Source organism: Paenibacillus terricola (assembly GCF_014779765.1).
Classification (GTDB): domain Bacteria; phylum Bacillota; class Bacilli; order Paenibacillales; family Paenibacillaceae; genus Paenibacillus_T; species Paenibacillus_T terricola.
Map to the genome: position 1 here is coordinate 24,853 of NZ_JACXZA010000013.1, position 23,607 is coordinate 48,459.

The following is a 23,607-nucleotide window of genomic DNA, read 5'->3' on the forward strand; positions in this document are numbered from 1 at the left end:
GGGCATTACGTTTTTAAGGAGGTGTTTAGCATGGCAAAGAAAGTCATCAAGATGGTAAAACTGCAAGTGCCAGCAGGTAAAGCGAATCCGGCTCCGCCGATCGGTCCAGCCCTCGGTCAAGCAGGCGTAAACATCATGGCGTTCTGTAAAGAATTCAATGCTCGTACGGCTGACCAAGCGGGCCTGATCATTCCAGTCGTTATCAGCGTATTCGAAGACCGTTCGTTCACGTTCGAAACGAAGACGCCACCGGCTGCAGTATTGCTTCGCGTTGCTGCGGGTATCCCTAAAGGATCCGGCGAACCGAACAAGAAGAAAGTCGCAACGGTTAAACGTGCGAAAGTGCGTGAAATCGCTGAGCAAAAGATGCAAGACCTTAACGCAGCGTCCGTTGAAGCGGCAATGCGCATGGTTGAAGGTACAGCACGCAGCATGGGTGTTGTTATCGAAGACTAATCCGACTGTTGCATGCAACAGCTCGCGTCATACCTTAATAAGGCATGACGGCGTTCGACGGCATCGGCTGTCGGCGTGAAAGTGGGAGGATCATCCGCAAGGAGGATATTCCGCTACTACCACACAAGGAGGGTACTCACAATGGCTAAACACGGTAAGAAATACGTTGAAGCTGCTAAGCTGATCGACAGCGAAGCAACTTATGAATCTCTTGAAGCAATCGAGCTCGTGAAGAAGGCTGCTACGGCAAAATTCGACGAGACGGTTGAGGTTGCGGTACGTCTGGGTGTTGACCCGCGTAAACAAGACCAAGCAGTTCGTGGCGTAGTTGTCCTGCCTAACGGTACGGGTAAAACGAAGCGCGTTCTGGTATTCGCTAAAGGCGAAAAAGCGAAGGAAGCTGAAGCTGCCGGCGCAGATTATGTTGGTGATTCCGACATGATCAACAAAATCCAACAAGGTTGGTTCGACTTCGATGTCTGCGTAGCTACGCCGGACATGATGGCTGAAGTCGGTAAACTCGGTCGTATTCTCGGCGGTAAAGGCCTCATGCCTAACCCGAAAGCCGGTACGGTAACGTTTGACGTTTCCAAAGCCGTAGCTGAGATTAAGGCTGGTAAAATCGAGTACCGTCTTGATCGTGCAGGTCAAATCCTTGCACCGATCGGCAAAGTATCGTTCGACGCTGAGAAACTCGCAGAGAACCTCAAAACGTTGATCGATGCGCTGAACCGTGCTAAACCAGCATCGGCTAAAGGCGTGTACCTGAAAAACATTGCAATCTCTTCGACGATGGGCCCTGGCGCTCGCGTTAACGTGGCTTCGTACCGCTAAGAGATTTGCACTAAACTTCGAATACGCATACCGTAGACAGTAGGTGCCCATGAGGCTTAATTTCCTACCGAGGTGTTATGATACAGTGTTTGAGCTTCGCATTCATTGGAATGTTGAATCGATCAGACCATCATGGCCTTCGCATTGTCTATGCGAAGGCCTTTCTCATGCATCACGGGCGGGGAAACGCAAGTGACGGAATGTGCAACAATCTAACAGGAGGTGTACAGTATGGCAAATGCAAAAATCATCCAGGAGAAACAACTGGCAGTTGAAGAGATTGCAGCGAAACTTCGCAACAGCTCTTCCACTGTAGTAGCGGACTACCGTGGATTGAACGTTGCTCAGGTTACGGAACTCCGTAAGCAGCTGCGTGAGGCAGGCATCGAGTTCCAAGTATTGAAGAACTCGCTCGTTCGCCGCGCAACGGCTTCCGCAGAACTGTCCGAACTCGACGCAGTTCTGACGGGTCCTACGGCAATCGCGTTTGGCGGCGACGACATCGTTGCTCCAGCCAAGATTCTTAGCACTTTCGCTAAGAAGAACGACGCGCTGCAAGTAAAAGGCGGCGTTGTTGAAGGCCGTGTTGTAGACGTTGACCAAATCAAAGCGCTGGCAGACCTGCCATCCCGCGAAGGTTTGCTGTCGATGCTCCTCAGCGTGCTCCAAGCTCCAGTTCGCAACTTTGCACTGGCAGTCAAAGCCGTTTCGGAGAAACAAGAAGCACAAGCTTAATACGACTAGCTGGTTAATGCCAGCTGTTTAGCAACACAACTAAAAAATTATAACATTTTATGGAGGTTTAACCATGTCTAAAGAGCAAATCTTGGAAGCCATCAAGGCAATGACGGTTCTCGAACTGAACGATCTGGTAAAAGCAATTGAAGAAGAATTCGGTGTTACAGCTGCAGCTCCAGTTGCAGTAGTAGCTGGCGGCGGCGCTGCTGAAGCTGCTGAGCAAACTGAGTTCGACGTAATCCTGACGAGCGCAGGCGCATCGAAAATCAACGTTATCAAAGTTGTTCGCGAACTGACAGGTCTTGGCCTGAAAGAAGCTAAAGAAGTAGTAGACAACGCTCCTAAAGCTCTGAAAGAAAAAGTTTCCAAAGAGGAAGCTGAAGCAATCAAAGCTAAGCTTGAAGAAGCAGGCGCAGCTGTTGAAGTTAAATAATCTCGCTTAAGAGATGGCGAACCCCTTGAGGCTTCCGGGCTTCAAGGGGTTCGTTCCTATTTACAACCGTACTGCCATCAGGGAGGAATCTATGGCTGATCATTATTATACGAGAACGCCAGGCGTAGAGCATGATCGCAGAACGCATCAAGATGAGCTGCGCGGATATCGATTCAACTATGTGACGGATGCTGGTGTATTCTCCAAGACGGGAATTGATTATGGCAGCCGTGTATTGATCGATGCGCTTGAGCTTAATAAGCAGGATCAGGTTCTGGATGTTGGCTGTGGTTACGGTCCAATCGGAATAACAGCAGCTCGGCTGGTTGATCAGGGTCATGTAACGATGATAGATATCAATGAGCGTGCAGTTGAACTTGCGAGAGAGAATGCTAAGCTCAATGGTATTCATAATGTAACGATATTGCAGAGCGACATCTATGAAGCGGTACGAGACAAGCGTTTCAACGCGATAGTGACCAACCCGCCTATTCGTGCAGGTAAAGCTGTCGTTCATCGTATTTTCGAAGAAGGTTACCATTTGCTACAACCTGGCGGCTCGATGTGGGTCGTCATTCAGAAGAAGCAAGGGGCTCCTTCAGCTGAAGCGAAGTTGGAAGAGTTGTTTGGTAACGTAGAAGAAGTGACGAAAGACAAGGGTTACCGTATTTTCAGAGCTGTGCGTGAAAGTTAGGTAAATGCGTAACTATTTGTTGACTTGACTTCTCGAATGTGATAGTATTATAAAATGTCAGTATTAGACTGGGCTAATTCTCTTTAGTTAGCTAAAATGTCAAGAACAAAATTCGAGGCGTTTCATGCATAGAAAATCAGTGAATGACGTATAATGTTTACGTTTTGGGCAAAATTACATTGTATGAGCCACTATGCGCGCTTTGATTCATCATGCTCCGGTTGGTTGCTCGTTCTTCGAATGAATTTCGAGATCGGCCTTTTCTTTACGAGATAAGGAAGCGATCGAGCTGAGATGACCGCATTCTTATCTCGCAAGGAAAAGCACCGCCTGAACCTGAACCAAGGTTCATTTAGGAGTTGTTTTTCACAAAGATTCAATTCCATCAGGCGAAGCTGCGTTTGCATTGGACGTAAACACGGCTTCGCTTGATGGGCTGAAAACTTCCATTGTTGGACAGAGATCAAGCGTAAAATTACGATCTGTCTTGGAAGTTTTTGTTGTTTTTCGATACGTAAGCTGTGAAGCAGACATGAGGGGTGAGGTTAAGTTGGCAGGACAACTTGTTCAGTTGGGTCGACGCACGCGGAGGAGTTACGCGCGCATTAACGAAGTGCTCGAAGTCCCGAACCTGATTGAAATCCAACAAAAGTCGTACGAGAAGTTTCTGGATGCTGATTTACTCGAGTTGTTCCAGGACATTTCGCCGATTCAGGACTTTACGGGCAATCTGTCACTCGAATTTATCGACTATAGTCTTGGCGAGCCGAAGTACTCGGTCGATGAGTCTAAAGAGCGCGACGTTACGTATGCAGCTCCGCTTCGTGTGAAAGTGCGTCTCCTTAATAAGGAAACGGGCGAAGTAAAAGAACAAGAAGTTTTCATGGGCGATTTTCCGCTTATGACGGAGACAGGCACATTTATTATTAACGGTGCTGAACGCGTCATCGTCAGCCAGTTGGTCCGCTCCCCAAGCGTTTACTTCAGTACGAAGGTCGATAAGAATGGCAAACGTACCTACACGGCGACAGTAATTCCGAACCGTGGCGCATGGCTGGAACTTGAGACAGACGCGAAAGATATTATCTATGTTCGGATCGACCGGACTCGTAAGATTCCGGTAACGGTTCTGCTTCGTGCGCTCGGCTTCGGTACGGATGCAGAGATCTTGGACCTGCTCGGACAAGATGAATATATTCGTAATACGCTGGATAAAGACAACACGGACTCTACTGAGAAAGCGCTCATCGAGATTTACGAGCGTCTCCGTCCGGGCGAACCGCCAACGCTTGACAATGCGAAGAGCTTGCTAGTAGCTCGTTTCTTTGATCCAAAGCGTTACGATCTGGCTAATGTAGGTCGTTACAAAATAAATAAAAAGCTGCACATCAAGAACCGTCTGTTCAATCAACGTCTTGCTGAAACGCTTGTTGACCCTGCTACAGGGGAAATTATCGCAGAGGCTGGCCAGTTGATCGATCGTCGACTGTTGGATGAGATTTTGCCGCGGCTGGAGAGCAATGTCGGCTTCAAAACTTACCACGTTGCGAACGGTGTACTGAATGCAGATGATATTCCGCTGCAAACGATCAACGTATTCTCGCCAGTTGAAGATGGCAAGGTCGTGAAGGTTGTTTCCAACGGCATTATCGACAAAGCGGTGAAGCATATTACGCCGGCGGATATTATTTCGTCGATTAACTACTTCATCAACCTGCTGCATGGCATCGGCAGCACGGACGACATCGACCACCTTGGTAACCGTCGTCTCCGTTCTGTAGGTGAATTGCTGCAGAATCAATTCCGTATCGGTCTGTCCCGTATGGAGCGCGTCGTTCGCGAGCGTATGTCCATTCAGGATGCAAACGCGATTACGCCACAGGCGCTGATTAACATCCGCCCTGTAATCGCATCGATTAAGGAATTTTTTGGTTCCTCCCAGCTCTCGCAGTTTATGGATCAGACGAACCCGTTGGCAGAACTCACGCACAAACGCCGTTTGTCCGCTCTCGGACCTGGCGGTCTGACGCGTGAACGCGCCGGCTTCGAAGTGCGTGACGTTCATCCGTCCCACTACGGTCGTATGTGTCCAATCGAGACGCCAGAGGGTCCGAATATCGGTCTGATCAACTCGTTATCGACATTTGCCCGCATCAACGAATATGGCTTCATTGAAGCACCTTATCGTTGGGTAGATCCGAAGACGGGGATCGTTTCTGAACAGATCGATTACATGACAGCCGATGAAGAAGATAACTACGTCATTGCTCAGGCGAATGCTAAGCTGACCGATGAAGGTAAATTCGCGGATGATACTGTGCTCGTTCGTTACAACAAACAGCGCAATGACAACATCCTGACGATGCCTAGCGAACGCGTTGACTACATGGACGTTTCGCCTAAACAGGTAGTATCGGTCGCTACAGCGCTCATTCCGTTCCTCGAGAACGATGACTCCAACCGTGCGCTCATGGGTTCTAACATGCAGCGTCAGGCGGTACCGCTTCTGATCCCGAAAGCACCGTTCGTCGGTACGGGTATGGAGCATAAGTCGGCGAAGGACTCGGGCGTATGTATCGTTTCCAAGTTCGACGGTGTAATCGAACGTGTATCTGCGAATGAGATCTGGCTCCGCCGCATCGAGACTCTCGATGGCAAACAAATAACGGGCGATCTCGTTAAACATAAGCTTCACAAGTTTATGCGTTCTAACCAAGGTACGTGCATTAACCAACGTCCAATCGTTAACAAAGGCGATGTGATCCGCAAAGGCGATATTCTCGCAGACGGTCCATCGACTGAGCAAGGCGAATTGGCGCTTGGCCGCAACGTAGTCGTTGCCTTCATGACATGGGAAGGTTACAACTACGAGGATGCTATTCTTCTAAGCGAGAAGCTAGTGAAAGAAGACGTTTATACGTCGATTCACATCGAAGAATACGAATCCGAAGCGCGTGACACGAAGCTTGGCCCTGAAGAAATTACGCGCGATATTCCGAATGTCGGCGAAGAAGCTCTGAAGAACCTCGATGAGCGCGGCATTATTCGTGTCGGTGCTGAGATCAGCGCTGGAGATATCCTTGTTGGTAAAGTAACGCCTAAAGGCGTAACGGAACTGACGGCGGAAGAACGTCTCCTGCATGCAATCTTCGGCGAGAAAGCTCGCGAAGTTCGCGATACGAGCCTTCGTGTACCGCATGGTACAGACGGTATCGTCGTAGACGTTAAAGTATTTACGCGTGAGAATGGCGATGAACTGCCTCCTGGCGTTAATCAGCTCGTTCGTGCGTACATCGCTCAGAAACGTAAAATTTCCGAGGGTGACAAAATGGCAGGACGCCACGGTAACAAAGGTGTTATCGCGCGCATCATGCCGGAAGAAGACATGCCATTCTTGCCAGACGGTACGCCTGTTGAAGTCGTACTGAACCCGCTGGGCGTACCATCGCGGATGAACATCGGTCAGGTACTCGAGGTTCACCTTGGTATGGCGTGCAAACGACTTGGTATTCACGCAGCAACGCCGGTATTCGACGGTGCTCGTGAGAATGACGTATTTAATGCTATGGAAGAAGCTGGCATGCAGCGCAATGGTAAGACGGTACTGTACGATGGCCGCACGGGCGAAGAATTCGAACGTGAAGTAACGGTCGGCGTCATGTACATGATCAAACTGGCGCACATGGTTGACGATAAAATCCATGCTCGTTCGACGGGTCCTTACTCGCTCGTTACGCAGCAGCCGCTCGGTGGTAAAGCGCAGTTCGGCGGACAGCGCTTCGGCGAGATGGAAGTATGGGCGCTCGAAGCCTATGGCGCAGCATATACGCTGCAAGAGATCCTGACGGTCAAGTCCGATGACGTCGTAGGTCGCGTGAAGACGTACGAATCGATCGTGAAGGGCGAGAATGTGCCTGAGCCAGGCGTTCCTGAGTCGTTCAAAGTATTGATTAAGGAACTTCAAAGCTTAGGTATGGACGTTAAGATTTTGTCTGAGGACGAGCAAGAAATCGAAATGCTGGAAATCGACGACGAAGACGACGCTCAGAGCGACAAGCTCAGTTTGAACTTGGAAGGCTCGGAAGCAGGAGTCGAATAAGCGATACTTGACGAAGGAGGGTTGCTCCTTGTTGGACGTGAACAACTTCGAGTACATGAAGATCGGGCTGGCATCTCCCGATAAAATTCGATCGTGGTCCCGCGGAGAAGTGAAGAAGCCGGAAACTATCAACTATAGGACGTTGAAGCCGGAGAAGGAAGGTCTCTTCTGCGAGAAGATTTTCGGACCTACGAAAGACTGGGAATGTCATTGCGGTAAATATAAACGGGTACGTTATAAAGGCGTTGTCTGCGATCGCTGCGGCGTCGAAGTAACGCGTTCCAAAGTACGCCGTGAGCGGATGGGCCATATTGAGCTCGCCGCTCCGGTATCGCACATCTGGTATTTCAAAGGGATCCCTAGCCGGATGGGCTTGGCGCTCGATATGTCGCCACGCTCTCTGGAAGAGATCATCTACTTTGCATCCTATGTCGTTACGGATCCAGGCGATACGCCTCTCGAGAAGAAGCAATTGCTCTCCGAGAAAGAATATCGCAGCTACCGTGAGAAATACGGCTATGGCTTCCAAGCTGGTATGGGCGCAGAGGCAGTTAAGAAACTGCTCCAAGACATCGATCTTGAGAAAGAACTCGACACGCTGAAAGAAGAGCTTCGCACGGCACAAGGCCAACGCCGTAACCGCGCGATCAAGCGTCTTGAAGTGATCGAAGCTTTCAACAGCTCCGGCAACCGTCCGGACTGGATGATCCTCGACGTGCTCCCGGTTATTCCACCGGAACTGCGTCCGATGGTTCAGCTCGATGGCGGACGTTTCGCAACTTCTGACTTGAACGATCTGTATCGTCGAGTCATTAACCGTAACAACCGTCTGAAGCGTCTGCTTGATCTGGGCGCTCCTGACATCATCGTACAGAACGAGAAACGGATGCTGCAGGAAGCAGTTGACGCGTTGATCGACAACGGTCGTCGCGGCCGTCCTGTAACAGGTCCGGGTAACCGTCCTCTGAAATCGCTCAGCCACATGCTGAAAGGTAAACAAGGACGTTTCCGTCAGAACTTGCTCGGTAAACGGGTAGACTATTCTGGTCGTTCCGTTATCGTCGTTGGTCCATACTTGAAAATGTACCAATGCGGTCTGCCGAAAGAGATGGCGCTTGAATTGTTCAAGCCGTTCGTTATGAAAGAGCTTGTGAACAAAGGCCTGGCTCACAACATTAAGAGCGCGAAGCGCAAAGTTGAACGTGTGAGCGCTGAAGTGTGGGACGTTCTTGAAGAAGTAATCAAAGAACACCCGGTTCTTCTGAACCGTGCCCCGACGCTTCACCGTCTCGGCATTCAAGCGTTCGAACCAATTCTGGTTGAAGGACGCGCAATTCGTCTGCATCCACTCGTTTGTACGGCATACAACGCCGACTTCGACGGTGACCAGATGGCTGTTCACGTTCCGTTGTCTGCAGAAGCGCAAGCAGAAGCACGCTTGCTTATGCTCGCATCGGGCAATATCTTGAACCCGAAAGACGGTAAGCCAGTCGTTACCCCATCGCAGGATATGGTACTCGGCAGCTACTATCTGACGGTAGACAACAAAGACGCGAAGGGCAGCGGACTTGTATTCGCTTCGGTTAACGAAGCCGTATCCGCATACCAACGCGGTGCAGCAGCGCTGCACGCACGTGTATATATCCCTGCGCGTGTACTTGGCAAAACCTCGTTCACGGAGAAGCAGCATGATGCGCTTCTTGCTACGACGGTTGGTAAAATTATTTTCAACGAAATATTCCCGGATACGTTCCCGTACATCAATGAAGCTACCAAAGCGAACTTGCTGCACGGCACGCCGGAAAAATACTTCGTCTACGAGAAAGGCGCAAACCTGCGTGATATCACCGAGAATCTTGCGATTGCACCAGCAGTCGGTAAAGAGTACCTTGGTCATATTATCGCAGAGTGCTTCCGTATCTACGAGACGACAAGAACGTCGGTCATCCTTGACCAAATCAAGAAGCTTGGCTTTACGTACTCCACGCGTGCTGGTATTACCGTTGCCGTGGCAGACGTTACAGTTCCAGTTGAAAGACAGCAGATCATGCAGGAATCGGATGAGAAGGTTAAACTCGTTACGAATCAATATCGTCGAGGTCTAATCACTGACGAAGAGCGCTATGATCGTGTCATCGAGATTTGGGGTAAAGCAAAAGACCAAGTTACGGATGCTCTCATGAAATCGATGGATCGCTTCAACTCCATCATGCTCATGGTAGACTCCAAAGCACGGGGTAACAAATCGCAGATTACGCAGCTTGGCGGTATGCGCGGTCTGATGGCAACGCCATCCGGTCGTATCTTTGAAATCCCGATCAAATCGAACTTCCGTGATGGTCTGACTGTCCTCGAGTACTTCATCTCGACGCACGGTGCGCGTAAAGGTCTTGCCGATACGGCGCTTCGTACAGCTGACTCGGGTTACCTGACTCGTCGTCTCGTTGACGTTGCACAGGATGTTATCGTACGCGAAGATGATTGCGGAACAGATAAAGGCTTCACAGTTAGCCAAATCCGTGATGGTAAAGAAGTTATCGAAGATCTGTACGACCGTATTGAAGGACGCTACTGCTTCGAGACCGTTCGCCATCCGGAGACGAGAGAGATCATCGCTCGCCGTAACGAGCTGATTGACTCTAACAAAGCGGAAGAGATCGTTGCTGCAGGCGTACAAAAGCTGCAGATTCGTACGGTTCTCAGCTGCCGCGCTCGTCATGGCGTCTGCAAAATGTGCTACGGCCGCAACTTGGCGACCGGTAAATTCGTTGAGATCGGCGAAGCAGTTGGCATTATCGCTGCTCAATCGATCGGCGAGCCAGGTACACAGCTTACAATGCGTACATTCCACACCGGCGGCGTTGCCGGCGACGATATTACGCAAGGTTTGCCGCGTATCCAAGAGCTCTTCGAGGCGCGTAATCCGAAAGGTCAAGCGACGATCAGCGAAATCGACGGTGTCGTCAAAGAGGTTCGTGACGGTAAAGACCGCCGTGAGATCGAAGTACAGGGTGAAGCAGAGACGAAAGTATATCTCGTACCTTACGGTTCGCGTCTCCGCGTAAGCCAAGGCGCTAAACTTGATGCCGGCGACGAACTGACGGACGGCTCGATCGACCCTAAAGAAATGCTGCGCATCAAAGGTATCCGCGGCGTGCAGAACTACATCCTTCAGGAAGTTCAGCGCGTATACCGTAACCAAGGCGTAGAAATTAACGATAAGCACGTCGAAGTTATGATTAAGCAGATGCTTCGCAAGATCCGTATCGTTGACAACGGCGATACGCCGCTTCTGCCGGGATCGTTCGTCGACATTCATGAATACGAAGCAGCTAACCGCACCGCAATTCTGGCTGGTCTTGAGCCTGCCGTTGCTAAACCGGTCTTGCTCGGTATTACGAAAGCGTCCCTCGAGACGGATTCGTTCTTGTCCGCAGCTTCGTTCCAAGAAACGACTCGTGTCCTGACGGATGCAGCGATCAAAGGTAAAGTCGACCAACTGCTTGGTCTTAAAGAGAATGTCATCATTGGCAAGCTCATCCCAGCTGGTACGGGTATGACCCGTTATCGGAGCATCCGCTTCGCTGGACTGGAAGATGAAGTGCTAGAGGCTGACAATTCGGCGGATCAAGAGTCTGTTGCGATTGAATCCTAATCGTTAACATAACGGATTGCTGAATGTAATGAAGTAATCGGAAGCCATTGGCGATGGTTGGAGTAACGACTTTCGCCAATGGGTTCCGTTTCTTTTGAGAGGCTAAATTTTCAAAACTTTTATATCGATTTATTCACTTGATTCGCCTTGACATGTATAGGCGCTGGGTGCTAATATATCGAAGTGTGCCTGTTCGTGTGATCATTATCTAGTCGAACGAAGAGTGGTGATTGCATGCAGTACAAGATCGGCACGAAGCAAACGACGAAGATGGTTGAGTTACGCAAGGCTGTACTCGTCTATGTCGCGCAAGATGCAGATCCGCGGTTGACGGACCGAATCGTTCGGTTATGCGTTGAATCGGGAATCGAAGTGCAATGGGTGAAGACGATGCGAGACCTAGGGGATACCTGCGGGATCGACGTTGGAGCTGCTATGGCTGCGGTTATTCCGGATTCTTCGGAAGACGAATAGAGAATCGTTATTTTTGTTGGCAGTTTATTTTTGGATGAACGTGCTGACAGAAATTTTTATTTGTTTCTTTATGAATCGCCTGGATCTGTGGGCTTAACTTTTTGAGTAAGACTTGAAGCAGTGAGAATAGAGGAAGGGGGTGGCAACAACATGCCAACTATTAACCAACTGGTCCGCAAAGGCCGTCAAGCGAAAGTAGTTAAATCGAAATCGCCGGCTCTGCAAAGAGGTTTCAACGCCCTGAAACGTGAGGCTACAAACATCAGCGCTCCTCAAAAACGCGGTGTCTGCACTCGTGTAGGTACGATGACTCCTAAAAAACCGAACTCCGCACTCCGGAAATATGCCCGTGTACGTCTGACGAACAAAGTCGAGGTAACGGCATACATCCCAGGTATCGGTCACAACCTGCAAGAACACAGCGTTGTACTGATCCGCGGTGGTCGTGTAAAAGACCTTCCAGGTGTACGTTATCACATCGTACGTGGTGCGCTTGACACGGCTGGCGTTAACAACCGTAAACAAGCTCGTTCCAAATACGGCACGAAACGTGCGAAAGTTAAGAAATAATGAAAAAACCTATATCGAGGTAGTTCAGCGATGAGCGACCGCGTTTAAAGGTAGGTTTTATCGCCAATAAGAATTTTAACGTTCCTTGAACACTTGGAAACTTAATAATTCTTATGCGGTCGTATAAGCTAACTGGCTTATTACAATGCTACAACAAGCGATTAATCAAGAAAGGGGGACATCCTCATGCCACGTAAAGGTCCTGTAACTAAACGTGATGTACTGCCGGATCCGGTGTACAATAGCAAACTAGTAACTCGTCTGATCAACCGTATCATGATCGACGGTAAACGCGGTGTTGCTCAAACACTGCTGTATGATGCATTCAAGCTTATTCAAGAACGTTCCGGTAAAGATCCAATGGAAGTTTTTGAAGCAGCAATCAAGAACATCATGCCTGTCCTTGAAGTTAAAGCTCGCCGCGTAGGCGGTTCCAACTATCAAGTGCCGATCGAAGTGAAACCGGAGCGTCGTACGTCGCTTGGTCTCCGTTGGCTCGTGAACTACTCACGTAACCGCGGTGAGAAAACGATGGTAGAACGTCTGGCTGCTGAAATTCTTGACGCATCGAACAACACGGGTGCAGCTGTTAAGAAGCGCGAAGACACGCACAAAATGGCGGAAGCGAACAAAGCGTTCGCACATTACCGCTGGTAGGATTCACATTCGTATAATCGGAAGGAGACATAATCATGGCAAGAGAGTTCTCCTTGAAAAATACGCGTAACATCGGGATTATGGCGCATATTGATGCGGGTAAAACCACCACGACTGAACGGATCCTGTTCTACACAGGCCGTACCCACAAAATCGGCGAGGTGCACGAAGGTGCAGCTACGATGGACTGGATGGAGCAAGAGCAGGAGCGCGGCATCACGATTACGTCTGCCGCTACGACTGCTCAGTGGAATGGTCACCGCATCAATATTATCGACACCCCAGGGCACGTTGACTTCACGGTTGAAGTTGAACGTTCCCTGCGCGTATTGGACGGGGCTGTAGGTGTTTTCAGTGCAAAAGAAGGCGTTGAGCCTCAGTCCGAGACAGTATGGCGTCAAGCGGATCGCTACGGCGTTCCACGGATCGCATACGTCAACAAAATGGATATCATCGGCGCAGACTTCTTGAATGTCGTTAAAGACATGCGCGAGCGTCTGCAAGCCAATGCTGTCGCAATCCAACTGCCAATCGGTGCTGAGAATGATTTCATCGGCATGATTGACCTGGTTGAGCGTAAAGCATATAAGTACAAAGATGACCTTGGTAAAGATCCTGAGGAAATCGAAATCCCAGCTGAGCTTGCAGACAAAGTCGAAGAGCTCCGTGCGGATCTGGTAGAGAAAGTTGCAGAACTTGATGAAGAATTGACGATGAAGTACCTCGAAGGTGAAGAAGTCACAATCGCGGAACTGAAAGCAACGCTCCGTAAGGGTGTTTGCGAAGTTAAAATCTTCCCAGTTGTATGCGGTTCTTCCTACCGTAACAAAGGCGTTCAGTTGATGCTTGACGCTGTCGTTGATTATTTGCCAGCTCCAATCGACGTTCCAGACATCAAGGGTACCCTTGAAGACGGCACGGAGACGGTTCGCAAATCTGCAGACGACCAGCCTTTCGCAGCACTGGCGTTCAAAATCATGACTGACCCGTATGTCGGTAAACTGACGTTCTTCCGCGTATACTCCGGTGTATTGAACTCCGGTTCGTACGTTGTGAATGCAACGAAAGGTAAACGTGAACGGGTTGGACGTATCCTTCAGATGCACGCTAACAGCCGTCAAGAGATCAGCGAAGTTTACTCCGGTGACATCGCGGCTGCAGTAGGTCTGAAAGACACGACGACCGGCGACACGCTGTGTGACGAGAAAAACCCGGTAATTCTTGAGTCGATGAACTTCCCAGAGCCTGTTATCCAACTCGCGGTTGAGCCTAAGACTAAGGCTGACCAAGACAAAATGGGTATCGCGCTTCAGAAGCTCGCTGAAGAAGATCCGACTTTCCGCGCTCACACGGACGAAGAAACGGGTCAAACGATCATCGCGGGTATGGGCGAGCTTCACTTGGAGATCCTCGTAGACCGTATGCTTCGTGAATTCAAAGTCGAAACGAACGTAGGCGCACCTCAGGTAGCTTACCGTGAGACTTTCAAAACTGCAGCTAAGGTTGAAGGTAAGTTCGTTCGCCAATCCGGCGGCCGTGGCCAATTTGGTCATTGCTGGGTTGAGTTCGAACCACAAGAAGCTGGCGCAGGCTTCACGTTCGAGAATAAAGTCGTTGGCGGCTCTATTCCACGTGAATTCATCGGACCAATCCAAGCTGGTATCGAAGAATCGATGAAGAACGGTGTCCTCGCAGGCTTCCCGCTTGTTGACATCAAAGCAACTGTTGTCGATGGTTCGTACCATGACGTTGACTCCTCGGAGATGGCGTTCAAAATTGCTGGTTCGATGGCGCTTAAAGCAGCTAAGGACAAATGTTCCCCAGTACTGCTTGAGCCAATCATGAAAGTCGAAGTTAGCGTTCCGGAAGAATACATGGGTGACGTAATGGGTATGCTCAGCTCCCGTCGTGGCCGCATCGAAGGTTCGGATACGAAACACGGCTCCCTGATCGTTCGTGCGAAGGTACCTCTTTCCGAAATGTTCGGCTACTCGACGGTTCTCCGTTCGGGTACGCAAGGACGCGGTGTATTCTCGATGGAACTTTCTCACTATGAAGAAGTTCCACGTTCGATCTCCGAAGCTATCATCGCGAAGAACAAAGGTGCTCAATAATCTTTATCTTTGACGAGTAATAGCTTACTATAAGGTTTACTTGGTTATTTTGCGGCTTGCGCGACTATTCGTAAGCCGTGGATACCATCATATACAACATAAACTATAATCATTTGAATTTAAGGAGGCAGAAGTTCAATGGCTAAGGCTAAATTTGAACGTAATAAACCGCACGTTAACATCGGTACTATCGGTCACGTTGACCATGGTAAAACGACGACTACGGCTGCTATCACGACTGTATTGTCCAAAAAATACGGCGGTGCTGCAGTAGCATTCGACCAAATCGATAAAGCACCAGAAGAGCGCGAGCGCGGTATCACGATCTCGACTGCACACGTTGAGTACGAGACGCCTAACCGTCACTACGCACACGTTGACTGCCCAGGTCACGCCGACTACGTTAAAAACATGATCACGGGTGCAGCACAAATGGACGGCGCTATCCTCGTCGTATCCGCAGCTGACGGCCCAATGCCACAAACGCGCGAGCACATCCTGCTCTCCCGCCAAGTAGGCGTTCCATACATCGTCGTATTCCTGAACAAATGCGACATGGTTGAAGACGAAGAGCTCCTCGAGCTCGTTGAGATGGAAGTTCGCGACCTTCTGAGCGAGTATGAGTTCCCAGGCGACGACACGCCAATCATCCGTGGCGCTGCTCGTGAAGCTCTGGCAAACCCAGACGGCCCTTGGGCTGACAAAATCATCGAACTGTTCGAAGCAGTTGACAGCTACATCCCTACGCCTGAGCGCGATACAGACAAGCCTTTCCTTATGCCTGTCGAGGACGTGTTCACGATCACGGGCCGTGGTACGGTTGCTACGGGTCGCGTAGAGCGCGGTACGATCAAAGTCGGCGACGAGATCGAAATCATCGGTCTGCATGAAGAAACTCGCAAATCCGTTGTTACGGGCGTAGAAATGTTCCGTAAACTGCTTGACTCCGCTCAAGCAGGCGACAACGTAGGCGCACTTCTTCGTGGTGTTGACCGTAAAGACATCGAGCGTGGTCAAGTACTTGCTAAGCCAGGTTCCGTTAAACCACACACGAACTTCACGGCTCAAATCTACGTTCTGACTAAAGAAGAGGGTGGCCGTCACAAGCCTTTCTTCACGGGCTACCGTCCACAATTCTACTTCCGTACAACTGACGTTACAGGCATCATCAACCTTCCAGAAGGTCAAGAGATGGTAATGCCAGGCGATAACATCACGGTTACGGTTGAGCTGATCGCTCCAATCGCTATCGAAGAAGGTACGCGTTTCGCTATTCGCGAAGGCGGCCGTACGGTAGGCGCTGGCGCAGTAGCTACGATCCAAAAATAATGCCATTACGGCGGTAACGTCGTATTAGCATCCAAAGAGCTGCCACAGGTCATTCATTTGACTTGTGGCAGCTTTTTTGCATTTATGACAAAATTTATAATGGTTAAAAATTACAAATATATTTTGAAAATAATGACATTGACGATGTAAACACAAGCAAAGTAGTATAAATATTAAGAGTTAATATATATATATGTAGATAAACATACTTACATCAGGAGGGGTTCATTTGTTCAGCAAGAAAGTATGGGGTTCACTAGTACTGGCAGCAACATTGCTCGTATCCGCGGGATGCGGCAATACAGCCAAATCGAATGACGAAGGCAGCAAGGATTCAGCAGCGGCTAGCGGTGATAAAGTTTACAAGATCGCGATCTCGCAGATTGTTGAACATCCGGCACTGGATGCAACTCGTGAAGGGTTCATTGCAGCTTTGAAAGATGGCGGTCTGGTAGAAGGCGAGAACCTGAAGATTGATTATAACAACGCACAAGGCGATCAAACGAACAACCTGTCGATCGCACAGAAGGTTGCTGGTGACAAAAACGATCTAGTACTCGCAATTGCTACACCTTCGGCACAAGCTGTCGTTCAGCAAGTGTCTGATGTGCCAGTATTGTTCGCAGCAGTAACGGATCCTATTGCAGCTGATATCGTAACGAACCTGGATCAGCCAGGCGGCAACGTATCCGGCGCTTCGGATACGAACCCAGAAGCAATCGCGCAATTAATGAAGTTCATCTCGACTAACTTCCCTAACGTGAAGAAACTTGGTCTCATTATTAACGAAGGCGAGACGAACGCAGTCGTAATGGCTGACAAAGCCAAAGAAGAACTAGCTAAATACGGAATCGAGCTGGTCAAAGCGCCGGTTACTAATACATCCGAAGTGAAACAAGCAGCCGAATCGCTTGTCGGCCGTGTAGATGCGTTTTATGTAACGCTCGACAACATGGTTGTTAACGGTTTTGATGCGATTGTCCAAACATCTAACAAAAATCATATCCCGCTGTTCTCTAGTGACCGCGATACAGTAGAGAACGGATCGTTCGCAACGGTTGGCTTCAAATACTACGACCATGGCTATCAAGTTGGCCAAATGGCAGTTGATATCCTGAAGAATGGCAAGAAGCCAGGCGAAATGAAGATTACGGTTCCAGAGAAACTGGACCTGATTCTTAACCTGAAGGCTGCTGAAGCACAAGGCATCACGGTTACAGATGCAATGAAGGCGGAAGTGAAAGACGCTGCTAACGATATCATTGAGTAGGATTTAAAATGTATTGTAATAAACAAGCTGCGCGGGGTGGACCGATCGTTCGTGTTCACTCCGTTTATTAATTTCTAATGGAGGGAATGCAATGCCCAGTTGGTTAAATGGCGCAATAGAGCTCGGGCTTCTCTATGCTTTGATGGCGCTTGGCGTTTATATTACATTCCGTATTCTCGACTTTCCTGACTTAACGGTTGATGGAAGCTTTACAACAGGTGCAGGTATTGCTGCGGTGATGATCACTCACGGGGCAGAGCCATGGTTGGCAACGCTGGCTGCTTTTGGCGGAGGTCTTGCTGCAGGTGCGCTTACAGGTATTTTGCATACGAAGGGTAAAATTAATGGGTTGCTCTCCGGTATCCTGATGATGATTGCCCTTTATTCGATTAACTTGCGGATCATGGGTAAGCCGAACATCTCGTTAATTCGATCGGAAACCATCTTCACAGGCGTTTCGGTTCTCGTTATTATGCCGATTATCGTTATCGTTCTTAAATTGCTGCTTGATATGTACTTCCGGACGGATCAAGGTTTAAGTCTTCGTGCAACAGGCGACAATGCGCGTATGATTAGAAGCTTTGGTGCCAATACCGATAATACCAAGATTGTTGGTATCAGCTTGTCCAATGGTCTCGTTGCACTGTCGGGTGCGATGGTCGCTCAGCAGGGCGGTTTCGCTGATATCTCGATGGGGATCGGCATGATCGTAATAGGTCTTGCTTCTGTTATTATCGGTGAGGCGATTTTCGGAGCAAAAACGATTTTCCGCGCTACTCTCGCAGTTGTGCTGGGCTCGATCGTTTACCGTATTATTGTAGGTATTGCTCTGCGGGTTGAATGGCTCAAAGCTTCTGACTTGAAGCTTATTACAGCAATAATCGTTATTATCGCGCTCGTGTTCCCTTCTGTACGTAAATATATGAAGAAAAAATCAAATGCGCGCAAGCGTTCGGCACAGCTTCTTGCCAAAGCGGCAAGCGAATCCTTGGCACCGATGCGTAATTTGACCAAGGAGGGTTAACGCGATGATCGAAATCTCGAAAGTATCCAAGTTGTTTAATCCGGGAACAGTCGATGAGAAAATCGCGCTGATCGGGATTAACCTTAAATTGAACCCAGGCGACTTTGTAACGGTCATTGGCAGTAATGGCGCAGGCAAGTCGACGCTCATGAATATTATCTCCGGTGTTATGAAGCCGGATACGGGTGATGTAAGTATCGATGGTCGGGTTATTACACAGCAGTCTGAACATCGTCGTGCGCGCTGGATAGGCCGTGTATTCCAAGATCCGATGGCAGGTACTGCACCTAACATGACGATTGAAGAAAATATGGCGATGGCATTCAAGCGTGGCCAATCCCGTGGTTTTCAGATAGGTGTTACGAAAGTAAGACGTGCGATCTTCAAAGAGCAGCTCGCAAAGCTTGGCATTGGCCTCGAGAACCGCTTTAAAGCGAAAGTGGGCTTATTGTCTGGCGGTGAACGTCAAGCGCTTAGTTTGTTGATGTCGACTTTCACGAGACCGCAGATTCTACTGCTCGATGAGCATACGGCTGCGCTCGACCCAGCGCGTGCTGAATTAATCACTTCGCTTACAGAGACATTGGTACGCGAGATGTCTCTTACGACGCTCATGGTTACGCATAACATGGAACAAGCTATCAAGTTAGGCAATCGTCTCATTATGATGGACAAAGGGCGTATCATTCTGGATGTCGATGCGAAGCAGAAGAAAGATCTGACCGTAGAGCGGCTGCTTGGTGAGTTCGAACGGATTAGCGGTCGCAAGCTTGCAGACGATCGTGTTGTGCTCGGATAATTAATGAAGGAATAGATGAAGCCGGCATCGGTTCGCATTGCGAATTGATGCCGCTTTTGCGCCATAGAAGTGCTAATAATTAACACATAGGAATTGGTAACGATAAGATGTATAACTTCTAGTTGCAATCGCCCGCCCAATTCGCTATAATATTTCATGTTGGTCTGTGACGTTGCGATGATGTGAGAGGTTGCCGACACACCCGGCCCCTTTGCCATGGGGCGTGTGAGCGGGTTTTCTCACGGAGTATGTCCGATAAATAAATTGGGCGATAGAAGGAGGGACTTATATGGCAAAGCAAAAGATTCGTATTCGCTTGAAAGCATACGATCATAGAATTCTTGACCAATCCGCTGAGAAAATCGTAGAAACAGCAAAACGTTCCGGTGCAGGTGTTTCCGGGCCGATTCCGCTTCCTACGGAAAAGCAAATCATCACCGTTCTCCGCGCGGTACACAAGTACAAGGATTCCCGGGAACAATTCGAAATGCGCACACACAAGCGCCTTATCGACATTGTAAACCCAACGCCGCAAACGGTTGATGCATTGATGCGACTCGACCTGCCATCCGGTGTAGATATCGAAATCAAACTGTAAGACCAAATGATAGAGTAGCAAAGGAAAAGAGGTGTCAACATGAAGGGTATCTTAGGTAAAAAACTCGGCATGACGCAAGTGTTTACGGCAGAAGGCAACGTAATCCCGGTAACGGTAATCGAAGCTGGCCCGAACGTCGTCCTGCAAAAGAAAGACCAAGAAAATGATGGCTACGAAGCTGTACAACTTGGTTTCTCGGATAAGAAAGAAAAGAACGCAACGAAGCCAGCAATCGGCCACGCGAAAAAAGCCAACACGGCTCCTAAGCGCTACATTCGTGAAATTCGCGGTATTAACCTCGGCGAATATGAAGTTGGCCAAGTTGTTAAGGCTGACCTGTTCACGGCAGGCGAATTTGTTGACGTAACGGGCGTTTCGAAGGGTAAAGGCTTCCAAGGTACGATCAAGCGTTGGAATCAAAGCACAGGTCCTATGTCTCACGGTTCGCGTTACCACCGTGGTCCAGGTTCGATGGGTTCGATCCAAGCTAACCGCGTTCCTAAAGGCAAGCACTTGCCAGGTCACATGGGCTCTGAAACAATCACGATCCAGAACCTTGAAGTCATTCGCGTCGATGCAGAACGCAATGTTATCTTGGTTAAAGGTTCGATCCCAGGTCCTAAAAATGCACTTGTTAAAGTCAAATTGACGGTGAAGAAATAATCGCTTCTAAAGAAAGGAGGAACTAGCTATGCCTAAAGTAGCTCTTTACAACGTGAGCGGCTCGCAAGTAGGCGAAGTTGAGCTCGCGGATAGCGTATTCGGAATTCAACCGAACGCGCACGTATTGCACAGCGCGGTACTGTTGCAACAAGCTGCAGAGCGTCGTGGTACGCATAAGACTAAAGGACGCTCTGAAGTTCGCGGCGGCGGCCGCAAACCTTGGAAACAAAAAGGTACGGGTCGCGCTCGTCAAGGCTCGATTCGTGCACCACAATGGGTAGGCGGTGGTACGGTATTCGGACCGACTCCACGCAGCTACAGCTTCAAGCTTCCAAGAAAAGTTCGCCGTCTGGCGATCAAATCGGCATTGTCTTCGAAAGTAATCGGCAACGAAATCGTTGTTCTTGATCAACTGTCGTTGGCAACACCAAAAACGAAGGAATTCGCAGCTATCCTGAACAACCTGAAGGTGGCTCGCAAAGCGCTCGTAGTTACGGCTAACTATGAAGACAATGTTGCATTGTCGGGGCGTAACATTCCAGGCGTGAAAATCGTTGCAGCTGAAGGCATTAACGTGCTTGACGTATTGCAATATGATCAATTGATCATCACGAAAGAAGCCGTAGAGAAAGTTCAGGAGGTGCTTGCGTAATGAAGAACCCACGCGATATTATCAAGCGCCCGGTTATTACGGAACGCACCAGTGACTTCATGGCTAACAAGCGTTATGTCTTTGAAGTTGACATCCGTGCCAACAAAACGGAAATCAAAAGCGCAGTTGAATCGATCTTCAAAGTGAAAGTCGACAGCGTGAATACGATGCGCGTACCGGCTAAACCGAAGCGTTATGGCCGTCACAATGGATATACGTCCGAATGGAAAAAGGCGATCGTTCAACTGAGCGCCGAAAGCAAAGAGCTCGAGTTCTTCGAGTCCGTATAACTTGAAGATAGGAGGGAAACCAAGTGCCAGTTAAGAAGTACAAACCGACATCCCCGGCTCGCCGCGCTATGTCCGTCTCGACTTTTGAAGAGATCACAGCAAGCCAACCGGAGAAATCGTTGCTTGCGCCGCTTTCGAAGAAAGCAGGCCGCAATAACCAAGGTAAAATTACGGTTCGTCACCATGGTGGCGGACACAAACGTAAATACCGTATCATCGACTTCAAACGGAACAAAGATGGTATCGTTGGTCGCGTAGCGACGATCGAATACGATCCAAACCGCACGTCGAACATCGCTTTGATCAACTATGCAGACGGCGAGAAGCGTTATATCATCGCTCCTAAAGGTCTGAAAGTTGGCGATCAAGTTATGTCCGGTCCAGAATCCGATATCAAGATCGGCAACGCTTTGCCGCTTGAGAACATTCCGGTCGGTACAGTTATCCACAACATCGAGATGAAGCCTGGTAAAGGCGGTCAGCTCGTGCGTGCAGCAGGTACAGAAGCACAACTGCTCGGTAAAGAAGAAGACTACGTGGTTATCCGCCTTACGTCCGGCGAAACGCGTCGCATCCTCAAAAAATGCCGCGCTACGGTCGGTTCCGTAGGTAACGAAGATCACGAGCTTATCAAAATCGGTAAAGCAGGCCGTTCCCGTTGGCTCGGCAAGCGTCCTGAAGTTCGCGGCGTAGTAATGAACCCTAACGATCACCCACACGGTGGTGGTGAAGGCCGCGCTCCAATCGGTCGCAAATCGCCTATGTCCCCTTGGGGCAAACCAACGCTGGGCTTCAAAACCCGCAAAAAGAAAAAAGCATCGAGCCAATACATTATTCGTCGTCGTACGAAGTAATGAGTGCTTGATACAATCTGCGTGACGGGTAACCGTCACGCGCACGTTAAGTGAAGGGAGGATCATCCATGGGTCGCAGTTTGAAGAAAGGTCCGTTTATCGACGGATACCTGCTCAAGAAAGTTGAAGAGCTGAACGCAGCGAACAAGAAAGTCGTGATTAAGACGTGGTCCCGTCGCTCGACTATTTTCCCGCAATTCATTGGTCACACGCTGGCTGTTTATGACGGTCGTAAGCACGTGCCGGTATATGTCACGGAGGATATGGTCGGACACAAGTTCGGTGAATTCGCACCGACGCGTACGTACAAAGGCCATAGCGACGATGATAAGAAAACGGGTCGCCGTTAATTAACGGTTTGACTCAACGTTACGAGAGGAGGTTCATCCATGGCACAAGCGAAAGCGCATGTAAATTTCGTTCGTATTGCACCTCGTAAAGCCCAACTGGTCGTTGATTTGATCCGCGGCAAGAAAGTTGGCGAGGCAATCGCGATTTTGCGTCACACGCCAAAGTCCGCTTCCCCAATCGTGGAGAAGCTTCTGAACTCCGCTATTGCTAACGCGGAGCATAACTTCCAGCTGGACGTTAACAAGCTGGTTGTAGAGCAAGTTTATGTGAACCAAGGTCCTACGTTGAAACGGTTCCGCCCGCGCGCACAAGGCCGCGCAAGCCGTATCAATAAACGTACGAGCCATATCACTTTGATCGTATCCGAGAAATAAGGAGGGAAAACGTGTGGGTCAAAAGGTAAATCCGGTCGGTCTTCGTATCGGGATCATCCGCGACTGGGAATCCAAATGGTTTGCTGGTAAAGATTTCGGCGCACTTCTTATTGAAGACGTCAAAATTCGTGAGTTCCTGAAAAACAAACTGAAAGACGCAGCCGTTTCCCGCATCGAGATCGAGCGTGCCGCTAACCGCGTCAACGTAACGATCAACACGGCGAAACCAGGCATGGTCATCGGTAAAGGCGGTTCGGAAGTTGAAAACCTCCGCAACCAACTTGCTAAAATCACGAACGGCAAAAAAGTGCATATTAACATCACTGAAATCAAGCATGCAGATCTGGACGCTATTCTCGTAGCTGAAAGCATTGCACAACAGCTTGAGCGCCGGACTTCGTTCCGCCGCGCACTGAAACAAGCGATCCAACGCACGATGCGTTCGGGCGCTAAAGGTATCAAAACGTCGGTAAGCGGTCGCCTCGGCGGCGCTGAGATCGCACGTACGGAAGGTTACAGCGAAGGTACAGTTCCACTTCATACGCTGCGCGCAGATATTGACTACGGCACAGCTGAAGCGCACACGACTTACGGCCGCATCGGCGTAAAAGTGTGGATCTATCGCGGTGAAGTCCTTCCGACTGCTAAGAAGAAAGCTGCTCAGGAAGGAGGCAACTAA

23 protein-coding genes and 1 other annotated feature are annotated in these 23,607 nt (G+C 49.5%); all 23 genes read left to right on the forward strand.

Going from position 1 to position 23,607, the window contains the following annotated elements; genetic code table 11:
- Positions 1-30 precede the first annotated feature (30 nt).
- The 23 genes from rplK (at position 31) to rpsC (ending at position 23,607) form a co-directional block, all read left to right on the forward strand.
- Positions 31-456, forward strand: coding sequence for a 50S ribosomal protein L11 (gene rplK, locus H8B09_RS29545; protein WP_110046849.1), 426 nt, complete (start codon positions 31-33; stop codon positions 454-456).
- Positions 457-597: 141 nt separating this feature from the next.
- Positions 598-1,290: a 50S ribosomal protein L1 gene (gene rplA / locus H8B09_RS29550; RefSeq protein ID WP_191207169.1), complete on the forward strand. Its 693-nt coding sequence runs from the start codon at positions 598-600 to the stop codon at positions 1,288-1,290.
- A gap of 12 nt (positions 1,291-1,302) precedes the next feature.
- Positions 1,303-1,465 (forward strand) — a sequence feature (ribosomal protein L10 leader region).
- Between the two features lie 56 nt (positions 1,466-1,521).
- On the forward strand, positions 1,522-2,025 hold the full coding sequence (gene rplJ, locus H8B09_RS29555; protein WP_191207170.1) for a 50S ribosomal protein L10: 504 nt from the start codon (positions 1,522-1,524) through the stop codon (positions 2,023-2,025).
- Between the two features lie 73 nt (positions 2,026-2,098).
- Entirely contained in the window at positions 2,099-2,461 is a 363-nt protein-coding gene (rplL, locus tag H8B09_RS29560) for a 50S ribosomal protein L7/L12 (RefSeq protein WP_191207171.1), read from the forward strand.
- A 91-nt stretch (positions 2,462-2,552) separates the two neighbouring features.
- The gene (locus tag H8B09_RS29565) at positions 2,553-3,155 is read left to right on the forward strand and encodes a class I SAM-dependent methyltransferase (protein ID WP_191207172.1); all 603 of its coding nucleotides are present in this window, start codon (positions 2,553-2,555) and stop codon (positions 3,153-3,155) included.
- Positions 3,156-3,705: 550 nt separating this feature from the next.
- Positions 3,706-7,254 carry a DNA-directed RNA polymerase subunit beta gene (gene rpoB, locus H8B09_RS29570; RefSeq protein WP_191207173.1) on the forward strand — a complete coding sequence of 1,183 codons (3,549 nt, stop codon included), beginning with the start codon at positions 3,706-3,708 and terminating at the stop codon, positions 7,252-7,254.
- 28 nt (positions 7,255-7,282) lie between these two features.
- Entirely contained in the window at positions 7,283-10,909 is a 3,627-nt protein-coding gene (gene rpoC, locus H8B09_RS29575) for a DNA-directed RNA polymerase subunit beta' (protein WP_191207174.1), read from the forward strand.
- Positions 10,910-11,143: 234 nt separating this feature from the next.
- Positions 11,144-11,383, forward strand: a complete 240-nt coding sequence (locus H8B09_RS29580; RefSeq protein ID WP_191207175.1) for a ribosomal L7Ae/L30e/S12e/Gadd45 family protein — start codon at positions 11,144-11,146, stop codon at positions 11,381-11,383.
- A 150-nt stretch (positions 11,384-11,533) separates the two neighbouring features.
- Positions 11,534-11,953, forward strand: coding sequence for a 30S ribosomal protein S12 (rpsL, locus tag H8B09_RS29585; RefSeq protein ID WP_191207176.1), 420 nt, complete (start codon positions 11,534-11,536; stop codon positions 11,951-11,953).
- 186 nt (positions 11,954-12,139) lie between these two features.
- Positions 12,140-12,610, forward strand: a complete 471-nt coding sequence (rpsG, locus tag H8B09_RS29590; RefSeq protein WP_110046857.1) for a 30S ribosomal protein S7 — start codon at positions 12,140-12,142, stop codon at positions 12,608-12,610.
- Positions 12,611-12,645: 35 nt separating this feature from the next.
- Positions 12,646-14,724 (forward strand): elongation factor G, encoded by a 2,079-nt coding sequence (gene fusA, locus H8B09_RS29595; protein ID WP_191207177.1) that lies wholly within the window; start codon positions 12,646-12,648, stop codon positions 14,722-14,724.
- Between the two features lie 138 nt (positions 14,725-14,862).
- A complete protein-coding gene (gene tuf, locus H8B09_RS29600; RefSeq protein WP_191207178.1) occupies positions 14,863-16,053 on the forward strand; it encodes an elongation factor Tu in 1,191 nt (396 codons plus the stop codon).
- A 229-nt stretch (positions 16,054-16,282) separates the two neighbouring features.
- Positions 16,283-17,323 carry an ABC transporter substrate-binding protein gene (locus H8B09_RS29605; protein WP_191207179.1) on the forward strand — a complete coding sequence of 347 codons (1,041 nt, stop codon included), beginning with the start codon at positions 16,283-16,285 and terminating at the stop codon, positions 17,321-17,323.
- Positions 17,324-17,414: 91 nt separating this feature from the next.
- Complete coding sequence (locus H8B09_RS29610; RefSeq protein WP_191207180.1) at positions 17,415-18,347, forward strand: ABC transporter permease; 933 nt, start codon at positions 17,415-17,417, stop codon at positions 18,345-18,347.
- Positions 18,348-18,351: 4 nt separating this feature from the next.
- Positions 18,352-19,146, forward strand: a complete 795-nt coding sequence (locus H8B09_RS29615; RefSeq protein ID WP_191207181.1) for an ABC transporter ATP-binding protein — start codon at positions 18,352-18,354, stop codon at positions 19,144-19,146.
- A 289-nt stretch (positions 19,147-19,435) separates the two neighbouring features.
- Positions 19,436-19,744, forward strand: coding sequence for a 30S ribosomal protein S10 (gene rpsJ / locus H8B09_RS29620; protein WP_006037947.1), 309 nt, complete (start codon positions 19,436-19,438; stop codon positions 19,742-19,744).
- Positions 19,745-19,783: 39 nt separating this feature from the next.
- On the forward strand, positions 19,784-20,407 hold the full coding sequence (gene rplC / locus H8B09_RS29625) for a 50S ribosomal protein L3 (protein WP_191207182.1): 624 nt from the start codon (positions 19,784-19,786) through the stop codon (positions 20,405-20,407).
- A gap of 28 nt (positions 20,408-20,435) precedes the next feature.
- A complete protein-coding gene (rplD, locus tag H8B09_RS29630; RefSeq protein ID WP_191207183.1) occupies positions 20,436-21,059 on the forward strand; it encodes a 50S ribosomal protein L4 in 624 nt (207 codons plus the stop codon).
- Entirely contained in the window at positions 21,059-21,349 is a 291-nt protein-coding gene (gene rplW, locus H8B09_RS29635; protein ID WP_191207184.1) for a 50S ribosomal protein L23, read from the forward strand. Before rplD ends, rplW begins: the two co-directional genes overlap by 1 nt.
- A gap of 23 nt (positions 21,350-21,372) precedes the next feature.
- Positions 21,373-22,203, forward strand: a complete 831-nt coding sequence (gene rplB / locus H8B09_RS29640; protein WP_191207185.1) for a 50S ribosomal protein L2 — start codon at positions 21,373-21,375, stop codon at positions 22,201-22,203.
- Positions 22,204-22,271: 68 nt separating this feature from the next.
- On the forward strand, positions 22,272-22,553 hold the full coding sequence (rpsS, locus tag H8B09_RS29645; RefSeq protein ID WP_110046867.1) for a 30S ribosomal protein S19: 282 nt from the start codon (positions 22,272-22,274) through the stop codon (positions 22,551-22,553).
- Positions 22,554-22,592: 39 nt separating this feature from the next.
- Positions 22,593-22,928 (forward strand): 50S ribosomal protein L22, encoded by a 336-nt coding sequence (rplV, locus tag H8B09_RS29650; RefSeq protein ID WP_191207186.1) that lies wholly within the window; start codon positions 22,593-22,595, stop codon positions 22,926-22,928.
- Positions 22,929-22,941: 13 nt separating this feature from the next.
- A complete protein-coding gene (rpsC, locus tag H8B09_RS29655; protein WP_191207187.1) occupies positions 22,942-23,607 on the forward strand; it encodes a 30S ribosomal protein S3 in 666 nt (221 codons plus the stop codon).

Coding starts and splice junctions, on each gene's coding strand:
- rplK (WP_110046849.1), top strand. CDS start 31: ATGGCAAAGAAAGTCATCAAGATGGTAAAACTGCAAGTGCCAGCAGGT.
- H8B09_RS29565 (WP_191207172.1), top strand. CDS start 2,553: ATGGCTGATCATTATTATACGAGAACGCCAGGCGTAGAGCATGATCGC.
- fusA (WP_191207177.1), top strand. CDS start 12,646: ATGGCAAGAGAGTTCTCCTTGAAAAATACGCGTAACATCGGGATTATG.
- rpsS (WP_110046867.1), top strand. CDS start 22,272: ATGGGTCGCAGTTTGAAGAAAGGTCCGTTTATCGACGGATACCTGCTC.
- H8B09_RS29615 (WP_191207181.1), top strand. CDS start 18,352: ATGATCGAAATCTCGAAAGTATCCAAGTTGTTTAATCCGGGAACAGTC.
- rplJ (WP_191207170.1), top strand. CDS start 1,522: ATGGCAAATGCAAAAATCATCCAGGAGAAACAACTGGCAGTTGAAGAG.
- tuf (WP_191207178.1), top strand. CDS start 14,863: ATGGCTAAGGCTAAATTTGAACGTAATAAACCGCACGTTAACATCGGT.
- rpsL (WP_191207176.1), top strand. CDS start 11,534: ATGCCAACTATTAACCAACTGGTCCGCAAAGGCCGTCAAGCGAAAGTA.
- rplW (WP_191207184.1), top strand. CDS start 21,059: ATGAAGAACCCACGCGATATTATCAAGCGCCCGGTTATTACGGAACGC.
- rpsG (WP_110046857.1), top strand. CDS start 12,140: ATGCCACGTAAAGGTCCTGTAACTAAACGTGATGTACTGCCGGATCCG.
- rplV (WP_191207186.1), top strand. CDS start 22,593: ATGGCACAAGCGAAAGCGCATGTAAATTTCGTTCGTATTGCACCTCGT.
- H8B09_RS29610 (WP_191207180.1), top strand. CDS start 17,415: ATGCCCAGTTGGTTAAATGGCGCAATAGAGCTCGGGCTTCTCTATGCT.
- rplD (WP_191207183.1), top strand. CDS start 20,436: ATGCCTAAAGTAGCTCTTTACAACGTGAGCGGCTCGCAAGTAGGCGAA.
- H8B09_RS29580 (WP_191207175.1), top strand. CDS start 11,144: ATGCAGTACAAGATCGGCACGAAGCAAACGACGAAGATGGTTGAGTTA.
- rpsJ (WP_006037947.1), top strand. CDS start 19,436: ATGGCAAAGCAAAAGATTCGTATTCGCTTGAAAGCATACGATCATAGA.
- rplL (WP_191207171.1), top strand. CDS start 2,099: ATGTCTAAAGAGCAAATCTTGGAAGCCATCAAGGCAATGACGGTTCTC.
- rplC (WP_191207182.1), top strand. CDS start 19,784: ATGAAGGGTATCTTAGGTAAAAAACTCGGCATGACGCAAGTGTTTACG.
- rplA (WP_191207169.1), top strand. CDS start 598: ATGGCTAAACACGGTAAGAAATACGTTGAAGCTGCTAAGCTGATCGAC.